Raw genomic sequence first — 17,832 nt, 5'->3', positions numbered from 1 at the left:
CGCCACGATGGGGGCAACCAACACCATCCTCAAGATGCGGCGGGCGCGATGAGTGCAACGATGGGCGCCGCGACGCCGCGTCGGCGCCGCTGGTTCCGCTGGCTGCTGGCGCTGCCCTTCCTGTTCGCTGCGGCGAGCATCCTGCAGGTCGCCGTGCTCCGTTTCGTCGATCCGCCGTTCACCGCGTTCATGGCGGCGCGGGTGTTCGAGGCGTGGGGACAGGGCGACTTCGGATTCCGCATCGCCTACGACTGGCGCGATCTGGATCGCATGGCGCCCAGCCTGCCGCTGGCGATGGTCGCGGCGGAGGACCAGAACTTCGCCACCCACCATGGCTTCGACCTGGAAGCGATCGAAAAGGCGCGCGTGCACAACCGCAAGATGGTCGAACGTGCGGAGGAGCGCGGACGGCCGGTGACGCGTATCCGCGGCGCGAGCACCATCAGCCAGCAGGTCGCCAAGAACGTATTCCTCTGGCAGGGCAGCCACCGGGTCACGCGCTGGGCGCGCAAGGGGCTGGAGGCCTGGTACACGGTGCTGATCGAGACGCTGTGGCCGAAGCGCCGCATCCTGGAGGTCTATGCCAACGTCGCCGAGTTCGGCGATGGCGTATACGGCGGGCAGGCGGCGGCGCGGCGCTACTGGGGCAAGGACGCCGTGCGGCTGACATCGAACGAAAGTGCGCGTCTGGCGGCCGTGTTGCCGTCGCCGCGCCGGTACAGCGCGCAACGGCCCGGTCCCTACGTGCAGCGACGCGCGACGCGGATCGAGCGTCAGGTCCGGCAGATCGGTGGCAGTGCCTATCTGGAGGCGTTGCCTTGAACGTTGCCGGACCCTGGCAGGTCACCGTGGTGGTGGCCGCCTACAACGAAGCCCCATCTCTGCCGCTGCTGCACCCGCGCATCATGGCGGCACTGGATGCGCTGGACGACGTGCAGGGCCGTGTGCTGTACGTCGACGACGGTAGCCGCGATGCCACCTGGGCGGTGATGCGCGGGCTCGCAGCGGACGATCCACGCGTGTCGGTGCTGCGGTTGTCCCGCAACTTCGGCAAGGAGGCGGCGCTGACGGCGGGACTGGATCGCGTGGATACCGGCGCGGCGCTGATCCTGGACGCCGACGGTCAGGATCCGCCGGAACTGATCGGCGACTTCGTGCGCGAATGGCGCGCGGGGTACGACAACGTGCACGGCACGCGCGTCGAGCGCGATGGCGAGGGCTGGCTGAAGCGCGCCACCGCGCATGCGTTCTACCGCGTGATCGGCCGGTTGTCGAAGACGCCCATCCCGGCCGACACCGGCGACTTCCGCCTGTTGTCGCCGCGCGCGCTGGCCGCGTTGCGCGAGCTGCGCGAGCGCCACCGTTTCATGAAGGGCCTGTTCGGCTGGGTGGGCTTCAACCAGAAGTCGCTTCCCTACCATCGCGAGGCGCGCGTGGCCGGCAGCAGCAGTTTCGGGTTCTGGAAACTGTGGAACTTCGCGCTGGAAGGCATCACCAGTTTCACCACCGCGCCGTTGCGCGTGGCGACCTACCTCGGCGTGCTGACCGCGCTGCTGGCGTTCGCGTTCGCGATCTACATCGTAGGCAAGGCCTTCCTGTTCGGCGATCCGGTGGCAGGCTGGCCGACGATGATGACGGTCATCCTGTTCCTCGGCGGTATGCAACTGGTGGCGCTGGGCCTGATCGGCGAATACCTCGGCCGCCTGTACGAGGAATCCAAGCAGCGGCCGCTCTACCTGGTGGACGCATGGCAACCCGCGTCGGCAGGAGTATCCTTGGCCGCACCAGATCGACCCGCTCCCTACCCAGGAGATCGCCATGCGCACGGTTCGTCAGTTGCTGGGGGCCAAGACCCCTGACGTCTTCGCGGTATCCCCCGACGCCTCCGTGCTCGATGCCATCAAGCTGATGGCCGAGAAAGGCGTCGGCGCGGTGCTCGCCATGCAGGGCCCGCGGCTGTGCGGCATCGTGTCCGAGCGCGATTACGCCCGGAAGGTCGTGTTGCAGGGGCGGTCTTCTTCCAATACGCCGGTGCGCGACATCATGACTTCGAAGGTCGTGACGGTGCGGCCGGACGACAGCGTCGACCATTGCATGCAGGTCGTCACCGAGCACCGCATCCGCCATTTGCCGGTAGCGGACGGCGAGACCATCGTCGGCGTCATTTCGATCGGCGACTTGGTCAAGGCGGTGATCGAGGACCAGCAGGTGGAACTGGACCAGCTGCAGCGCTATATCGCCAGCTAGCCCTTCACTTCGCGTACTGGCCACCACAGGCGCTGTCCTCGCCCGGACCGACCTCGATCGTCGCCAGCAGCGCGGCCGGCGGCGTGATGGTGCCGAGCGCGACCGCCACGGCGCCGCGCAGGCCCAGTCGCTTGAAGTCGGGGCGGAACGACGGATCCTTGAACGTGCCGCCGACCACGAGCGGAGAGCGCAGCGCAAGGATGCTGCGGTCCTTCGGGCGCGGCCGCATCTCCAGGTCCAAGGTCTCGTCCTTCAGGCTGATCTGGCCCTTGCCGACGATGATGGTGTCGCTGGTATCGAACGCGAGCGTGCGCGTCTGCATCAGGCCGTCCTTCACGGCGAAGTCGCCGAACGCGCAGCGCACCGGCACCGTCTTGTCCTTGGTGATGAGGAATTTCAGCGCTTCGGCGATATCCAGCCCAGCGAGTTCCATCAGCAGGTTGCTGATCTGGCCGCGCCCCATGCCGACGGCGATGTCGCCATCCGCCGTACCGAGGATGCCGGCAATCGAATTGCCGGTGCCTGCCAGCGTCATGTCGCCGCCGATGCGGCCGACCGCGCTCTTCGTCAGCTCGGCCTGCGGGAACAGTTCGCCCAGATCCAGCCCGCGCACCGCGATCTTGGCCTGCGTGCGGATGGTGTCGTTGCGCGCATCCATCCGGATCTGCGAACGGATATCGCCCCGCGCCACGCCGAAGTTGAGCGGTTCCAGGCGCAACACGCCGGTGTCGAGCAGCAGGTGCGCATCCATGTCGTCGATGGGCAGGCCGGGCGCATTGATGCGATGCGCCTTCCAGCGCACGTCGGCGTCCATCGCGCGCAGCTTGGTCAGATCGTACGGCGTGTCCGGCAGCAAGCGCGCATCCGCCGCCCGCGCCGCGGCTTCCGCGCGTTGCTCGGCGTTGCTGGCCTCGCTGCCGCCGGTCTGCGGCGGCGCGCCGACGAAGCCGGCCAGGTCGTCGAAATCGAGCCGCTTCGACACGAGGTTCGCCTGGAGGAGCGGTCGTTCACGCCCTACGGTCACGCTCGCCGATCCGGCGAGGTCGCTGTCGCCCACGACGCCCGTGAAGCCGTCGTAGCGCCACGTGTCGCCGTCGCGGGTGAAGCGTCCATCCAGCCGATACGGTGGCGTGGGGGGCGTGGCGATGCCGATCAGCGGGAACAGGTCCTCCATGTCCTCGCCGGACAGCATCAGCTGCAGATCGAAATCGCGCAGACGGAATGGATCGAGCAGCGTGCCGCGCGCATGGGCGCGGGTCGGGCCCGCGGTCGCCCGCAGGTCGATGCGGTAGGGCTTGCCGGTGTCGCGCAGCGCCAGCGGCGATGCCACCTGGCCGGCCAGCGTGAAGCGGTTGCCCGCCCAGTGACCCTTGCCTTCCACATTGACCGCCGACGCCACTTCCGAGGTGGGGGACGGTGCGCTGTCCAGCGTGATGTCGACATCCGTCCTGCGCGTCGGATCAAGGAACAGCAGGCGGCCTTCGTCGATCCAGAGATCGCGGAAGATCGTGCGGCGCTCGCCGCGCGTGTCGCCGAACACCCAGTTGCCCGTGCCGTCGGGCCCGCTTTCCAGCCGCAGCTGCGGGCGCGTCAGGTGGATGCGGGGGATGCGCGTCTCGCGTTTGAAGACGAAAGGCAGCACTTCCACGCTCACCTCGGCGCGGTCGGCCGCCGCCATCGTCGGTACCCTGGACCATGCGGCGTTGCCGAACGTCAGCGCATCCGCACGCATCGTGGTCACGCGTCCCAGATCGACGTCCAGATTGCCCGCGATGTGGAAGCTGCGGCCCGTCTGCCGTTCCACGACCCATTCGATCGGCCGGCGGAGCCAGTTCCATTCGAACAGGATCGCGACCACCACGATCACCGCGGCCAGGATGCCCAGCACGATCGCGCCGGTACGCGACAGCGGGCGCAGGGCGAAGCGGCGACGTGGGGTGGGCGCGGCATTCATGGCCCCATGGTTGGGGAACGCGTGTTCACGTGCCGCGAAACAGAGATCGACGGTTCATGTCAGGGACACGAACGTCGATGCGGATTCACACCAAGCGCGGCAACAGTACCTGCTGGGTGACCGCGACGAAATGGCAGACGCTGCCGGCGATCACGAACAGATGCCAGATCGCGTGCGAATAGCGGATAGACTCGCGGTGGTAGAAGAAGGTGCCCAGCGTGTAGAACAGGCCGCCGGCCAGGAGCCAGCCCAGTGTCCACGGATCCACCGAGGTCAGCAGTGGCTTGATCGCGACGACCACCAGCCAGCCCATCGCGATGTAGAGGATCGTCGACAGCAGCTTGAAGCGGCCGGTGTAGAACAACTTGAAGATCACGCCCGCGATGGCGATCGTCCAGATCGCGGTGAACAGGCCCCAGCCCCAGGGGCCGCGCAGGCCGATCAGGGTGAACGGCGTGTAGGTGCCGGCGATCAGCAGGTAGATCGCGCAGTGGTCGAACACCTTCAGCCGTCCCTTCGCCACCGGATGCTGGATGGCGTGGTACAGCGTGGAGGCGGTGTAGAGCAGCAGCAGGGTGATGCCAAAGACGATCGACGCACCGAGCTGCCAGCCGTCGCCATGGATGGCGGCGAGCGTGATCAGCACCGCGCCGCCGGCCAGTGCGGCCACCGCGCCGAGGCCGTGCGTCAGCGCACTGGCGAGTTCGTCACGCAGGTCGACCAGATGGTCGGCGCGCTTGCGGGCGCGCAGGGCTTCGAAGGAGGTCGGCTCGCTCATGCGCGCACGTTACCGCAATGCAGCACGGGATGCATGGGGTGGCCGTCGAGGGATCGACGGCCGGTTCATGGGCGCGCGTTCAGCCCAGGTCGACGCTGTGCGCATGCTCGCGCGTGGCCAGGAACTGCACGTCCGGTGCGCGTTCCTGCGCCAGCTGCAGGTTCACCCGCGTCGGTGCCAGATAGACCAGTTCGCCGGCGGCGTCCAGGGCCAGGTTCATCGCGTTCTTGTCGCGGAACTCTTCCAGCTTCTTCGCGTTGTCGCAACGGATCCAGCGCGCGGTGGCGACGCTGACGTTCTCGAAGGACGCGTCCACGCCGTACTCGTCCTTCAGGCGATAGGCCACCACGTCGAACTGCAGCACGCCGACCGCGCCGAGGATCAGGTCGTTGCTCATCAGCGGGCGGAAGAACTGGGTGGCGCCTTCCTCGGACAGCTGCGCCAGGCCCTTCTGCAACTGCTTGAGCTTGAGCGGATCGCGCAGGCGGGCGCGGCGGAAAAGTTCCGGCGCGAAATTCGGGATGCCGGTGAACGACAGCGCCTCGCCCTCGGTGAAGGTGTCGCCGATGGAGATGGTGCCGTGGTTGTGGATGCCGATGACGTCGCCGGGATACGCCTCGGCGGCGATCTCGCGGTCGCTGGCCATGAAGGTCAGTGCGTTGGCCAGCTTCATTTCCTTGCCGCTGCGCACGTGGAAAGTCTTCATCCCGGCCTCGAAGCGACCCGAGCAGACCCGCATGAACGCGACGCGGTCGCGGTGCTGCGGATCCATGTTGGCCTGGATCTTGAAGACGAAGCCGGTCAGCTTGCCTTCGTCCGGCTGCACCTGGCGGCCGGTGGTCTCGCGCGCCTGCGGCGACGGCGCATGCTCGACGAAGAAGTCCAGCAGCGGCTGCACGCCGAAGTTGTTGACGCCCGAGCCGAAGAACACCGGCGTCTGCTTGCCGTCCAGGTAGGCCTGCTTGTCGAACGGATGGCTGGCGCCCTGCACCAGTTCCAGTTCGTCGCGCAGCGCGGACAGCATCTCGGCGCCGATACGCGCTTCCAGTTGCGGGTCGTCGAGCGAGGCGAAGATGGTGGAATCCTGGCGGGTGAAGTTGCGGCCGGGTTCGTACAGGTGCACTTCGCCGGTCAGCAGATGCACCACGCCCTTCAGGCGCTGGCCCATGCCGATCGGCCAGGTCACCGGCGCGCACTGGATGCCGAGCACGCTTTCGACTTCGTCGAGCAGTTCGATCGGGTCCTTGCCTTCGCGGTCCAGCTTGTTGATGAAGGTCATGATGGGCGTGTCGCGCAGGCGGCAGACTTCCATCAGCTTGATCGTCCGTTCCTCGACGCCCTTGGCGACGTCGATGACCATCAGCGCACTGTCCACCGCAGTGAGCACGCGATAGGTGTCCTCGCCGAAGTCGGCGTGGCCCGGCGTGTCGAGCAGGTTGACGATCTTGCCTTCGTACGGGAACTGCATCACCGACGAGGTGACCGAAATGCCGCGTTCCTTTTCCAGCGCCATCCAGTCCGAGGTCGCGTGGCGCGCGGCCTTGCGGCCCTTCACCGAGCCGGCCATCTGGATCGCGCCACCGAACAGCAGCAGCTTTTCGGTCAGCGTGGTCTTGCCGGCGTCGGGGTGGGAAATGATGGCGAAGGTGCGGCGGCGCGCGGCTTCGTCGGCCACGGCGCTGGTCGGATTGGACATGGGGCGGGCGCCCGGGCGGGCGCTGAAGGAGCGGGAAGGCGGCGATTATACCGGCCGGGACCGGGCCGGACCCCGCCGGCTCAGCGGGCGGACGGGAACTGCAGCTGGCCCAGCGGGCCGAACATCCGGAACGGTACCGACTCCAGCCGCATGCCACGGTTGGCCTGCACCACGAAGTGCAGGTGCGGCGCGGTCGAAAAGCCGGTATTGCCTGACAGGCCGATGTACTGGCCCTTGGTGACGTACTGGCCCACGCGTACCTGCACGCCTTCGGCCTTCAGGTGCGCGTACAGCGCCATGCTGCCGTCGCTGTGCAGGATGCGGATGAAGTTGGCGCGGCCGCCGTACTTCTCGCGGTTCAGGCCGGCCTTGTCGAAATCCGACTCCACCTGCATGACCAGGCCCTCGCGCGAGGCCACGATCCGGGTGCCCTCGGGCACGGCGAAGTCGACGGCATGGAGGTTCTGCACGTCGCTGTGGCTGAAGCGCCCGCCCGGCCCCTGGTCCACGCGCACGCGCCCGTAGTCGAACGGCAGGCGGTACTCGTAGTCCTGCGGCTTGCTGGCCGGATCGCCCGGCATGCCGTCCAGGGTCAGCTCGAAATCGCCGCCGCGCAGTGGATCGGTCACGCTGATGTCGGCGACCAGCACGCTGCTGCGGGCGGGTACCACGGCGCGGGCGGGCAGGGCGGGCGCACTGCGGACATCGCGCTGGCGGCGGAAGCCGAGCTGCACTTCCACCGGGCCGTGCATCAGGTTGTCGGCCCAGGCCTGGTAGCGCAGGCCCTGTTTCTCCAGCCGCAGCCGCACCAGCGCGCTGGGCGGGTTGCGGAAGCGCATGACGTCCACCCCGCTGCCGGCCAACTGGTCCGGCGGGGGTGGCTGGTCGCCGTACTGGGTGTAGCCCTGCTTGTCTTTCCAGCGGTACAGGCGGGCGGCGTCCGCATCGCCAAGGCTGCCGACCAGCACGGCGATGCCGCAGGCCAGGGCCACCAGGCGCGCATTCACCGCGGGCAACCGCCTTGCAGGTCGAGCGCGCGGGCGATGTCGCGCAGGTCGAAGGCGGCCAGCGATACGTCGTTGTGCAGGGCGAACAGCGCGCCGGCAGGGAAGCGCCTGGTCGGGATCGCGTAGACGGTTTCGCCATCGGTGTTGGATGTGACCTGGCCGGAGAACACGCCGGCCGGCGCCAACGTCGCACGGTCGAACACGCGGAAGCGCGTCGGCGTCAGCTGATCCACCGCCACCCAGTAGCCGCTGTCCGCATTGCACGACCACAGGGCGATGCCCTCGGCGTCGGCATCGAACGTGGGCAGGCTGTGGCCGTTGTAGGTGCCGGAGGCCAGCCGGTAATCGCGCAGGGTAGAGCCAACGCGGCGGTCCTCCTCGGCGATCAGCAGGCGCCCGTGCGCCGGGTCGCCCGCGATCGACTCGACCATGCGCAGCGCGCCGGCCGGGCCGGTATCGCCGAACTGGCCCAGCAGTTCGGTTTCCAGCTTGCCGCCGTCCTCCGCCCGTACCCGGAACCGCTTCACCCGCCCATCCAGTTCCGCCATCGGCGGCAGGGTCATGGTGCGGAAATCGGCCATGTAGCTGTCGGTGACGAACAGCTCCAGTTCGCCCGGGGCGGTCTCGTGCACCCACAGACCGTAGGGCGAGCGCAGCACCTCGGCGCCGAACGCGCCCAGCGGGGCGAACTCCGGCAGGCGGAATGCCTGGATCCGGTGGTTGTCGCGTTCGGCCACGAACAGCAGGTCGCCGAACACCGCGATGCCGTTGGGCCGGTTGAACTGGCCCACCGCGCTGCCGGGGCCGCCGACGGTACGCAGTCGCCGGCCACTGTCGGCGTCGTAGAGGACCAGCCGGTGGGTGGCCTTGGCGGTGGCGATCAGCCAGACCTGGCCGTCTTCGGTGGGCCAGGCGACCAGCGAATCCAGTTCGTCGCCGGCCACCGGCTCCGATACCCAGGCCTCCGCGATGATGGCGTCGGCCGCGGTCTTCGGTGGTGGGGCGGGGGGCGTGGAGGTGTGCAGGGGGGCGGTGGAGCAGGCGGCCAACAACGCCGCGCAGAGACCGCCCAGAAGGTGATTCCGGGTCATGTCATGAATTATGCGGCATCGCCGCACCCACCGGCAGGGCGACGACCGTCAAGCTTCATCGCTTCATCCGAATAAAGCGATTGACATTCGGAAAGAGGGTGGGCACAGTACATCCACCATCGAGACCGGCAGAGGGACAGGCCCGAAGAAGCCGGGGCAGCCAGCGACGCGCAAGCGCCGTGGTGGTGCCAAATCCTGCGGGGACCTCAGCGTCTGCCGGAAGATGGTTCGTACCGTGCCTCGCACGGCGAACGCGAGCTCCGCGAAGCTCGGTGGTGCAGTCCCGTCCCGTCAGGGACACCGCCACCGGATGCCGCCATGAGTTATGCAAGCCCCGCCCTGAACCGCCTGCCCGAGCCGTCGTCGATCGAAGGCTTTCCGTTGCCCTCGTCGCAGGACGACGGTCCGCGCGCGCTGCGCGGCGAAGTGGTGGTGGAACTGGCGATGCGCCACGCCGGCACGCGTGCGGTGACCCTGCGCTACGAACTGCAGGGACCGGTCGGCGCGCCCGTCGTGTTCGTCGCCGGCGGCATCTCCGCGCACCGCCACCTGACCGCCAGCGGCGTGTTTCCCGAGAGCGGCTGGCTGAACGAACTGGTCGGTGCCGATCGCGCGCTGGATCCGTCGCAACGGCAGTTGCTCGCGTTCGACTTCATCGGCGCCGACGGCCGCCTCGACGCGCCCATCGATACCGCCGACCAGGCCGACGCCATCGCCAAGCTGCTCTCTGCGCTGGGCATCGCGCGGCTGGAAGCGTTCGTCGGCTATTCGTACGGCGCGCTGGTCGGTCTGCAGTTCGCCGTCCGCCATGCCGAGCGGTTGAAGAAGCTGGTCGCGGTCAGTGGCGCGCATCGCGCGCATCCGTATGCGGCCGCCTGGCGCGCGCTGCAGCGTCGCGCGGTGACGCTGGGCCAGTTGCAGTGCGCCGATGCGCAGGGCCTGTCGCTGGCGCGCCAGTTCGCCATGCTCAGCTACCGCACGCCGGAAGAGTTCGGCGAACGTTTCGACACTGCGCCGGAGATCGTCAACGGCCGCGTGCGCGTGGCCGCCGAGGACTACCTGGACGCCGCCGGCGCGCAGTACGTGGCGCGCACGCCGGTGACCGCCTATGTGCGCCTGTCCGAATCCATCGACCTGCACCGCGTCGATCCCGCCGATGTCCGCGTGCCCACGCTGGTGGTCGCGGTGGAAGGCGACCGGCTGGTGCCGCTGTCCGATTCCGTCTCGCTGGTCGAAGGCCTCGGCACGCTGGGCCAGCTGCGCGTGCTGCGCTCGCCCTACGGCCACGACGCCTTCCTGAAAGAAACCGATCGCATCGATTCCATCCTCACCTCGGCCCTGCGCGCCGCCGGAGACCTCGCATGAGCAGCTTCATCCCCACCGACGCCGACGCCCCCTGTCGTCCCGCCACCGCTGCTGTCCGTGCCGGCATCGACCGCGACACCGCCTACGGCGCGGTCACGCCCCCGATCGTGCTGTCGTCGAACTTCAGCTTCGCCGGCTTCGCGCAGAAGCGCGAGTACGACTACACCCGCAGCGGCAATCCCACGCGCGACCTGCTGGCCGAGGCGCTGGCCGAACTGGAAGGCGGTGCCGGCGCCGTCATCACCGCCACCGGCATGGGTGCCATCACGCTGGTACTGAACGCGCTGCTGGAGCCGGGCGACCGCCTGGTGGTGCCACACGACGCCTACGGCGGCAGCTGGCGCCTGTTCAACGCGCTGGCGAAGAAGGGCCACTTCGAACTGATCACCGCCGACCTGACCGACCCGCGCTCGCTGGCCGATGCGCTGGCGCAGTCGCCGAAGCTGGTGCTGATTGAAACGCCGTCCAACCCGCTGCTGCGCATCACCGACCTGCGCTTCGTCATCGAGGCGGCGCACAAGGCGGGTGCGCGCACGGTGGTGGACAACACCTTCCTGTCGCCCGCGCTGCAGACGCCGATCGCGTTCGGCGCCGACCTCGTGTTGCATTCGACTACCAAGTACATCAACGGCCACAGCGACGTGGTGGGCGGTGCGGTGATCGCGCGCGATGCGGATACGCACCAGCAGCTGGTCTGGTGGGCGAACGCGCTGGGCCTGACCGGTTCGCCGTTCGACAGCTTCCTGACCCTGCGCGGCCTGCGTACGCTCGATGCGCGCCTGCGCGCGCACCAGGAGAACGCCAACGCCATCGCCGCGCTGCTGGACGCGCACCCGGTGGTGTCGAAGGTCTACTTTCCCGGTCTGGCCTCGCATCCCGGCCATGCGGTCGCGGCGCGCCAGCAGAAGGGTTTCGGCGCGATGCTGAGCGTCGAGCTGGACGGTGGTGAGGAAGCGGTGCGCGCCTTCGTCGAAGGCCTGCGCTACTTCACCCTGGCCGAGTCGCTGGGCGGCGTGGAAAGCCTGGTCGCGCATCCGGCCACCATGACGCACGCGGCGATGACGCCGGAAGCGCGCGCCAAGGCGGGCATTTCCGACGGTCTGCTGCGTCTGTCCGTCGGTATCGAGGCCACCGACGACCTGCTGGCCGACCTCGGCGCTGCGCTGGCGCGTGCCGAAGCGGTGGCTGCGGAGTCCAAACGCAAACTCGCCGACGCATGAGCACCGTCGTCCGGCTCGCGACCGCGCCGCGCACCGCGCCGAAGCTGGCGCTGCTCGGCACCGGCGTGGTGGGCAGCGCTTTCGTCGCGCGCCATCAGCGCCTGCAGGCGCAGGGCCTGCCGGTGCCGGCGCTGGCATGGCTGGCCAATTCGCGCGTGCTGCATGCCTGCGGAAGCACGGCGCAGCAGGCGCTGGAAGACGCCAATCTGGCCGGCCCCTCCCGCAACGACATGCCGCCATGGGCGGAAGGCGAAGCGTTGCGGGCCGGCGACATCGTGGTCGATGCGACGGCCAGCGAGAGCGTGGCCGACTGGCACGTGGAATGGCTGTCGCGCGGCGTGCATGTGGTGACGGCCAACAAGCTCGGCGTGGGTGGCCCGTTGCCGCGTGCGCAGGCGATCGGCCACGCGCGCGCGGATTCCGGTGCCCGCTACGGCGATGCCGCCACCGTCGGTGCGGGCCTGCCGCTGTTGCGCAGCCTGCGCGCCCTCGTCGCCGGCGGCGACCGCATCCACCGTGTCGAGGGCGTGCTGTCGGGTTCGCTGGCGTGGCTGTTCAACCACTACGACGGCATGCGCGCGTTCTCGGGCTTCGTCCGCCAGGCGCGCCAGGCCGGTTATACCGAACCTGATCCGCGCCTCGACCTGTCCGGCGAGGATGTGCGCCGCAAGCTGCTGATCCTCGCCCGCGCCGCCGGCCTGCCGCTGCAGTCCGAAGACGTGCGCGTGGATTCGCTGGTACCGGAGGAACTCGCCGCGTTGCCGCTGTCCGCACTGGATGCGTCGCTGACGCACCTGGATGCTCCGCTGGCGGCGCGTTTCAAGGACGCCTACCGCAATGGCGCGCGGTTGCGCTTCCTCGGCCGCTTCGACCACGCGCGCGCCAGCGTGGGGCTGCAGGCGTTGCCGCTGGACCACCCACTGTGCGGCGGGGGCGGCACCGACAACCGTGTGGCGATCTACAGCGACCGTTACCCCGAACAGCCTCTGGTCATCCAGGGACCGGGGGCGGGTGCCGACGTCACCGCCGCCGCGTTGCTGGACGATGTGCTGGCGATAAGCGGGCGCGCGTAGCGCCCGCGGTGCGCCCTCTCAGCGCAACGCGTCGAGCAGCGCCGTGTTGAAACGCGCCGGGTCCTCGACCTGCGGCGAGTGCCCCAGGTCGGCGAACTCCACCAGCGTCGCGCCCGGAATCGCCGCGGCAGCGCGCTTGCCGAGCGCGGGATAGTCGCCCAGGCGTTTCGCGACCTCCGGCGGCGCGAGATCCTTGCCGATGGCGGTGCGGTCCTTCTGGCCGATGAAGAGAATGGTCGGCACGGCGATCCTGGGGAATTCGTACAGCACCGGCTGGTTGAACACCATGTCCGAGGTCAGCGCCTGGCTCCACGCCACGGCCTCGCGTCCGTCGCCGGCATACATCCCGCCGAGCATCCGCACCCATCGCTCGTAACCGGGCTTCCATGCTCCGTCGTAATACACCGTGCGCTGGTAGTCGCGGATGCTGTCGAACGTGGTCTTCTGCTCGCGCGCGTTCCAGGCATCGACGCTGCGCCACGGCACGCCTTCCGCCTTCCAGTCCTCCAGACCGATCGGGTTCACCAGCAGCAACCGTTCCGTCGCCGCCGGATACTGCAGCGCATAGCGCGCCGCCAGCATGCCGCCCATGGAGTGCCCCACGATCACCGCGCGCTCGATGCCCCGCGACGCGAGCAGCGCCTGCGTGTTGGCCGCGAGTTGCCCGAACGAATACTGGTAACGGAGCGGCTTGCTCGACTTGCAGAATCCCACCTGGTCGGGCACGACGACGCGGTAACCGGCCTCGGCCAGCGCGGCGATCGCCGATTCCCAGGTGGCGGCGCAGAAGTTCTTGCCGTGCAGCAGTACGACGGTGCGGCCATTCGGCGTCGCGGGCGCAACGTCGAGATAGGCCATTTCCAGCGGCTGCCCCTGCGAGGTGAAGGCGAAGGTCTCGACCGGATGCGGGTACGCGAAGCCTTCGAGGCGTGCGCCGTAGTGGGGCAGGGGTTCGGCTTGCGCGGCGGTGGCCAGCAGCATCGCGGCGGCAAGCAGCGAGGAGGCGGTCTTCATGCAGGATCTTCCGCGACGTGGCGTGCCAGCGTAACGCGGATGGGGTGCGGCGACGTCAATCCTGCCGTATGGAGGTGCCGTCAGGCCGGATGATGCGGGCCCCGCAGCGCCAGATGGCCATTGCGTACCAGTTCGCCCGGGTCGCGCCGTATCTGGTCCACGTCGAGGGGGGGCAGCGGCAACGATGTGGCCTCGTACAGTGCCCAGCCGTTGCGCCCATGTCCTTTGACCGCGTACAGCGCGCGGTCCGCGAGCGAGACCAGTTGTTCCCAGCCGAGCAACTCGGGCGCGCTGGCGAACGGGGGATAGCCGATCAATCCCAGCGAGGCTGTCACCTGCAGGCGCGTACCCGATACGTCCATCGGCTCCGCGGCGATCGCCGTGCAGATGCGGCGCCCCAGTGCATGCAGTTCGTGGCGCGGCATCGGCCGGAACACCATCAGGAATTCCTCGCCGCCCCAACGGATCACGTAGTCGCCATCGCGCGACAGCGTGCGCAGGCGGTGCGCCACCGTCTGCAGCACATGGTCGCCCGCCTGGTGGCCGTGGCCGTCGTTGATCGACTTGAAGTGGTCGATGTCGAGCAACGCGAACGCCAGCACGTCCACGCCTGCCGCGAAGCCGGGCATGCGCTGGTAGTAGGCGATGTCGGCCGGCAGCTGGCGGGTCAGGTAGCGCCGGTTGTGCAGGCCGGTCAACGGGTCGGTGAGGCTGATCGCTTCCAGCTGGCGGTTGGCCTGCTGCAGGTCGCGCGTGCGCTGCTCGACCAGGCGTTCGAGTGCGACGCGACGATTGTGGTGCCGTCGCAGCACCCAGCGGTTCGACAGCAACACCAGCACGCCGAGCGCGAAGGCCAGCAGTACGTAGAACCAGGGACTTTCGTAGAAGTACGGCGCGATCGCGAACGCCTGCGTGGCGGCGACGCGCCCGGACACGCCACTGTTGTTGGTGCCGAGCACTTCGAACACATAGCGTCCGGCCGGCAGGTTGGTGTAGGTGGCGCTGCGCTGGTGCGGATCGTCGAGCAGTTTCCAGTCGTCGTCGTAGCCCTTCAGGCGATAGCGGATGTCGATATGGTCCGACGCCTGGAAGCTCAGCGTGGTGAATTCGAAGCGCAGGTCGCGCGCGGCGCTCGGCAGCGTCCATTCGGTCGCGCGTTCCGCCGGCCGCCACTGGCCCTGCACCTGCACGCGTTCGATCACCGACTCGGGCAGGTAGTCGTTGGCGAGCGACTGGTCGGTCGCCATCACCACCACGCCGTCGCGGGTCGGCAGCCACAGCGCGTTGTCGGCCATGAAGCCGCGGCTGTTGCCGGCACCGTTGCAGCAATCGCCCTTCTGGCCGCCATGACGGTCGCCGCGCTCGTTGAGCAGGGTTCGCGCCGTCACCTTGAAGGCGGGATCGTCGGCGGCATTGAGCAGGTCCGACACGGGTACGCGATAGATGCCGCGCAGGCCGGCCGCCCACAGGAAGCCACCGGTGTCCTCGGCGAAGAAGAACGGCGCGTTCGCGGGTACGCCACGCGCCTTGTCCAGCCGCGTCCAGCGATGGCCGTCGAACAGCAGCATCATCTCTTCCGACAGGGCGCCGGCCAGCCACTGGCCACCCGCCAGTTCGTACAGGGAGACGATGTGCGGCGCATCCAGCCCCGTGCCGGTCAGCGGCACGGCGATCAGGTGTTCGTCGACGAATTCGTACAGGCCGCTTTGCGTACCGGCCAGCAGCCGCCCGTCGCGCGTCTCCATCAATACGCGGACACGCACGTCGCGCAGGCCGGCGCGCTCGCCGTAGTGGTGCAGGCGGTCGTCGCCCTCGGTCCACCGGTACAGGCCGGTGCTGGTGGCGAACCACACCCGCCCCCTGCGATCGCGGAGGATGCCGTTCACCTGAGCGGCGTCCATCGCCGCCAGCATGCGTGGCCGCAGCACGCGGCCGTCGCGGTACAGCGCGGCGCCGTCGCGCGTGCCGATCCAGGTCTGTCCGTTTTCCGGCAGCAGGCTGTAGGCGGCCGGATGCGGCAGGTCGCGTCCGGCGACGACGGTGCGGAAGCGGCCGTTCTCCAGCACGCTGACTCCGTCGTCGCTGCCGACCCAGGCGCGTCCGTCGGGTGCCTGCGCGATGGACCAGAGCAGCGGCTGGTGCAAGCCCTCTGCGCGGCTGTAGCGCCGCGTCCAGCCGTTCCACGCCCGGCTGACGCCTTCGTTGTTGCTGCCCAGCCACAGGTTCGATTCGCGGTCCTCGTAGAAGGCGCGGATTTCCACCAGCGGTCCGGCAGCGGCGATCCGTTCCAGCAGGCGGCCGTTCTGCAGCCGGTACAGGGAGTCGCGGGTACTGGCCCAGAGGATGTTGTCGCGGTCCTGATGCAACGCCAGCACGCCGCCGCTGACGGGGACCACGCTGCGCTCGCGCTGCCAGTGTGATCCGTCGAGCACGAACAGGCCGGCATCGCAACCGGCCCACAGGCGCCCGGCATGCCGTTCCAGCGAGGTGACCATCGCCAGCGACGCGCCGGCAGGAAGTGCCAGGACGCGCTCGCCCGCGCCGTCGAAGACGTGCACGCGTCCGCGTCCGCCCACCCACAGCGTGCCGTCGTCGTCGGCATGCAGCGCCAGCGCGCCGCCATCGTTGATCGGATGCAGCGTCTGCAGGCGGTCGGCCACCACCACCATCACGCCGCGGGGCGTGGCGACCAGCAGGCGCCCGCGCATGTCGCGGGCCAGCGCCCGCACGTCGACGACGCCCGCAGGCTCGCCTGGCGCGACCGACAGCGTCTTCATGCGGTTGCCGTCCCGGACCGCCAGTCCTTGCGGCGTGCCGATCCACAGCCGGCCTTCGCGATCGGTATGCAGGGCCTGGATCCAGGTGCTGGGCAGTTCGGGGGTGTTGTCGAGGTCGAAGTTGGTGAAGCGGACGCCGTCGAAGCGGCTCAGGCCGGCCTGCGTGCCGAACCAGAGATAGCCGGGCCGGTCCTGGGCGATCGCCAGCACGCTGAGCTGGGGCAGGCCCTGTTCCAAGCTCCAGTGGTTGCGCACGTAGTGATGGAATGACTTGGAGGGGTCCAGTGCGTGCGCCGACGGGCAAAGCGCCGCCATCCCGCCCAGCAGGGGCAGGCACCAGACCGCCAGCCGGCGTCGCCAGGAAGGCGCGCCGCCGCGGATCTTGTCGACGGGGTCGGACAGGACGCGTCTCCGGTAAGTCGGTTTACCAGGAAAGGTATCGGCGTAAGTCCGTGCGCCTAAAGGGCCACGGACCCGGTGTCGTGCTGCTGTCGTCTCCTTGTCGTGGCGGTCCGGCCGGCACGGAGGGAGGCTGGGGCCGAACGTACACTGGCCGGGACAAGACCGACAACGATGGACATGAAACTGAACGCCAATAGGATCCGGACCCTGAGAGAGCAGCGCGCGTGGTCGCAGGAACATCTGGCGGCCGTCGCCGGGCTGAGCACGCGGACCCTCCAACGGATCGAGTCCGGCGCGGCAGCGTCCCAGGAGAGCTGCCTGGCGCTGGCGGCGGCGCTGGAGGTGCCAGTGGGTGAACTGACCGGTGACGCGCCCGCGGATGGGATCGGCGGAGGTCCGGCGACGGCTAGGGCGACGTCGAGGCTGCCGTCGTGGATGATGATGGGACTGCTGTTGGTGCTGCTCGTGGTGTGGTTCGGCTACACGATCGGGAAGGACGCCGCTCTGCGCGACAACCGTGCGGAAGACGCGTGCGAGCAGGACGCAGGCGACTGCCGTTGATTGGCCCAGATCATCAGCATTCGCCGAGGACAGCCGTCGGAGTGGCCAGTTTGGCCATCGTCAGCTCAGTTGCAGTAGCAGGTAGGCATCGATGGCCGATGTTGGTACGGGGAGCGCATGTACAGCCCAGGTCCGGCAAGCATCCACCTCTGCATTGGGCGCGAACGGCGACCATGGTGCGAGCGCGCCGTGGAACACGCGGCCCCGACGTGAGGCGCCGTCGGGCAGTTTGATCAGGATGTCTGCCGCCTCGATCGCGGAAACCATGCGTTGGCCAGACTCCTCCAGGAGTTCACGTTGCGCACAGGCATCAGGGCTCTCACCCGGATCGACGAACCCGCCAGGAAGTTCCCACAAACCGCGCGTGCGGTTGTGCACCAACACTATCTCGTTCGCCAGCAATGCGATGACCAGTACGAAGTCGACGGTCGCAGCAATGTCTACGGGAACGACCGCCAATAGACGCTCACCGCGCTCGTTGACGACAGGTTGATTCAACACTCGATGACGTTGACGGCCAGCCCGCCGCGGCTGGTTTCCTTGTACTTGTCCTGCATGTCGCGGCCGGTGTCGCGCATGGTCTTGATCACCTTGTCCAGGCTGACCTTGTGCTTGCCATCGCCGCGCATGGCCATGCGGCTGGCGTT

General features: G+C 68.7%; 16 protein-coding genes and 1 riboswitch. Of the genes, 7 read left to right on the top strand and 9 right to left on the bottom strand.

Features of this window, described 5'->3' with window-relative positions:
* The first annotated feature begins 48 nt into the window (after positions 1 to 48).
* From mtgA to AC1Q5B_RS00070, 3 genes are read left to right on the top strand one after another with little or no spacing between them, the layout of a single operon-like run.
* Positions 49 to 822, top strand: a complete 774-nt coding sequence (gene mtgA, locus AC1Q5B_RS00080; RefSeq protein ID WP_492629723.1) for a monofunctional biosynthetic peptidoglycan transglycosylase — start codon at positions 49 to 51, stop codon at positions 820 to 822.
* Positions 819 to 1,859, top strand: coding sequence for a glycosyltransferase family 2 protein (locus tag AC1Q5B_RS00075; RefSeq protein ID WP_492629722.1), 1,041 nt, complete (start codon positions 819 to 821; stop codon positions 1,857 to 1,859). Before mtgA ends, AC1Q5B_RS00075 begins: the two co-directional genes overlap by 4 nt.
* Positions 1,819 to 2,247 (top strand): CBS domain-containing protein, encoded by a 429-nt coding sequence (locus AC1Q5B_RS00070; RefSeq protein ID WP_492629721.1) that lies wholly within the window; start codon positions 1,819 to 1,821, stop codon positions 2,245 to 2,247. The genes AC1Q5B_RS00075 and AC1Q5B_RS00070 overlap by 41 nt, the downstream gene beginning before the upstream one ends.
* Before the next feature lie 4 nt (positions 2,248 to 2,251).
* Here AC1Q5B_RS00070 and AC1Q5B_RS00065 read toward each other — a convergent pair whose 3' ends face one another.
* The 5 genes from AC1Q5B_RS00065 to AC1Q5B_RS00045 all read right to left on the bottom strand — a co-directional run bounded on the left by AC1Q5B_RS00065 (position 2,252) and on the right by AC1Q5B_RS00045 (position 8,773).
* Positions 2,252 to 4,201, bottom strand: coding sequence for an AsmA family protein (locus tag AC1Q5B_RS00065; RefSeq protein ID WP_492629720.1), 1,950 nt, complete (start codon positions 4,199 to 4,201; stop codon positions 2,252 to 2,254).
* Positions 4,202 to 4,286: 85 nt separating this feature from the next.
* Positions 4,287 to 4,979, bottom strand: a complete 693-nt coding sequence (gene trhA / locus AC1Q5B_RS00060; RefSeq protein WP_492629719.1) for a PAQR family membrane homeostasis protein TrhA — start codon at positions 4,977 to 4,979, stop codon at positions 4,287 to 4,289.
* A 79-nt stretch (positions 4,980 to 5,058) separates the two neighbouring features.
* On the bottom strand, positions 5,059 to 6,675 hold the full coding sequence (locus AC1Q5B_RS00055; protein ID WP_492629718.1) for a peptide chain release factor 3: 1,617 nt from the start codon (positions 6,673 to 6,675) through the stop codon (positions 5,059 to 5,061).
* 80 nt (positions 6,676 to 6,755) lie between these two features.
* The gene (locus tag AC1Q5B_RS00050; protein ID WP_492629717.1) at positions 6,756 to 7,682 is read right to left on the bottom strand and encodes a peptidoglycan DD-metalloendopeptidase family protein; all 927 of its coding nucleotides are present in this window, start codon (positions 7,680 to 7,682) and stop codon (positions 6,756 to 6,758) included.
* Positions 7,679 to 8,773, bottom strand: a complete 1,095-nt coding sequence (locus tag AC1Q5B_RS00045; RefSeq protein WP_492629716.1) for a phytase — start codon at positions 8,771 to 8,773, stop codon at positions 7,679 to 7,681. Before AC1Q5B_RS00045 ends, AC1Q5B_RS00050 begins: the two co-directional genes overlap by 4 nt.
* 113 nt (positions 8,774 to 8,886) lie before the next feature.
* Positions 8,887 to 9,003: riboswitch (SAM riboswitch) on the top strand.
* Between the two features lie 88 nt (positions 9,004 to 9,091).
* On the opposite strand from AC1Q5B_RS00045, the gene metX reads away from it, so the two are divergent.
* Genes metX through AC1Q5B_RS00030 form a run of 3 tightly spaced genes read left to right on the top strand, consistent with a single transcriptional unit; the run spans position 9,092 to position 12,431 of the window.
* Entirely contained in the window at positions 9,092 to 10,138 is a 1,047-nt protein-coding gene (gene metX / locus AC1Q5B_RS00040) for a homoserine O-succinyltransferase MetX (protein ID WP_492629715.1), read from the top strand.
* Positions 10,135 to 11,358: an O-succinylhomoserine (thiol)-lyase gene (locus tag AC1Q5B_RS00035; protein ID WP_492629714.1), complete on the top strand. Its 1,224-nt coding sequence runs from the start codon at positions 10,135 to 10,137 to the stop codon at positions 11,356 to 11,358. Before metX ends, AC1Q5B_RS00035 begins: the two co-directional genes overlap by 4 nt.
* Complete coding sequence (locus AC1Q5B_RS00030) at positions 11,355 to 12,431, top strand: homoserine dehydrogenase family protein (protein ID WP_492629713.1); 1,077 nt, start codon at positions 11,355 to 11,357, stop codon at positions 12,429 to 12,431. Before AC1Q5B_RS00035 ends, AC1Q5B_RS00030 begins: the two co-directional genes overlap by 4 nt.
* An 18-nt stretch (positions 12,432 to 12,449) precedes the next feature.
* Here AC1Q5B_RS00030 and AC1Q5B_RS00025 read toward each other — a convergent pair whose 3' ends face one another.
* Both AC1Q5B_RS00025 and AC1Q5B_RS00020 read right to left on the bottom strand, forming a co-directional pair.
* Positions 12,450 to 13,445, bottom strand: a complete 996-nt coding sequence (locus tag AC1Q5B_RS00025) for an alpha/beta fold hydrolase (protein WP_492629712.1) — start codon at positions 13,443 to 13,445, stop codon at positions 12,450 to 12,452.
* Positions 13,446 to 13,525: 80 nt separating this feature from the next.
* The gene (locus tag AC1Q5B_RS00020) at positions 13,526 to 16,477 is read right to left on the bottom strand and encodes a two-component regulator propeller domain-containing protein (protein ID WP_492629711.1); all 2,952 of its coding nucleotides are present in this window, start codon (positions 16,475 to 16,477) and stop codon (positions 13,526 to 13,528) included.
* 324 nt (positions 16,478 to 16,801) lie between these two features.
* Here AC1Q5B_RS00020 and AC1Q5B_RS00015 point away from each other — a divergent pair, with 324 nt between their 5' ends.
* Complete coding sequence (locus tag AC1Q5B_RS00015; protein WP_492629710.1) at positions 16,802 to 17,185, top strand: helix-turn-helix transcriptional regulator; 384 nt, start codon at positions 16,802 to 16,804, stop codon at positions 17,183 to 17,185.
* A gap of 60 nt (positions 17,186 to 17,245) precedes the next feature.
* Here the strand turns inward: AC1Q5B_RS00015 and AC1Q5B_RS00010 are convergent, their stop codons facing one another.
* Positions 17,246 to 17,683, bottom strand: a complete 438-nt coding sequence (locus AC1Q5B_RS00010; protein ID WP_492629709.1) for an NUDIX hydrolase — start codon at positions 17,681 to 17,683, stop codon at positions 17,246 to 17,248.
* Positions 17,680 to 17,832: L-serine ammonia-lyase, iron-sulfur-dependent, subunit alpha (locus tag AC1Q5B_RS00005; RefSeq protein ID WP_492630915.1), on the bottom strand; the 153-nt coding region annotated here is incomplete at its 5' end. The genes AC1Q5B_RS00005 and AC1Q5B_RS00010, both read right to left, overlap by 4 nt.

The sequence above is a fragment of the Pseudoxanthomonas sp. GW835-FHT14C01 genome (assembly GCF_058793715.1).
Note: the sequence above shows the minus strand (reverse complement) of the source record. Positions and strands in the feature narration are given on the sequence as shown.

Coding starts and splice junctions, on each gene's coding strand:
- mtgA (WP_492629723.1), top strand. CDS start 49: ATGAGTGCAACGATGGGCGCCGCGACGCCGCGTCGGCGCCGCTGGTTC.
- AC1Q5B_RS00070 (WP_492629721.1), top strand. CDS start 1,819: ATGCGCACGGTTCGTCAGTTGCTGGGGGCCAAGACCCCTGACGTCTTC.
- AC1Q5B_RS00065 (WP_492629720.1), bottom strand. CDS start 4,201: ATGAATGCCGCGCCCACCCCACGTCGCCGCTTCGCCCTGCGCCCGCTG.
- trhA (WP_492629719.1), bottom strand. CDS start 4,979: ATGAGCGAGCCGACCTCCTTCGAAGCCCTGCGCGCCCGCAAGCGCGCC.
- AC1Q5B_RS00055 (WP_492629718.1), bottom strand. CDS start 6,675: ATGTCCAATCCGACCAGCGCCGTGGCCGACGAAGCCGCGCGCCGCCGC.
- AC1Q5B_RS00045 (WP_492629716.1), bottom strand. CDS start 8,773: ATGACCCGGAATCACCTTCTGGGCGGTCTCTGCGCGGCGTTGTTGGCC.
- metX (WP_492629715.1), top strand. CDS start 9,092: ATGAGTTATGCAAGCCCCGCCCTGAACCGCCTGCCCGAGCCGTCGTCG.
- AC1Q5B_RS00035 (WP_492629714.1), top strand. CDS start 10,135: ATGAGCAGCTTCATCCCCACCGACGCCGACGCCCCCTGTCGTCCCGCC.
- AC1Q5B_RS00030 (WP_492629713.1), top strand. CDS start 11,355: ATGAGCACCGTCGTCCGGCTCGCGACCGCGCCGCGCACCGCGCCGAAG.
- AC1Q5B_RS00025 (WP_492629712.1), bottom strand. CDS start 13,445: ATGAAGACCGCCTCCTCGCTGCTTGCCGCCGCGATGCTGCTGGCCACC.
- AC1Q5B_RS00015 (WP_492629710.1), top strand. CDS start 16,802: ATGAAACTGAACGCCAATAGGATCCGGACCCTGAGAGAGCAGCGCGCG.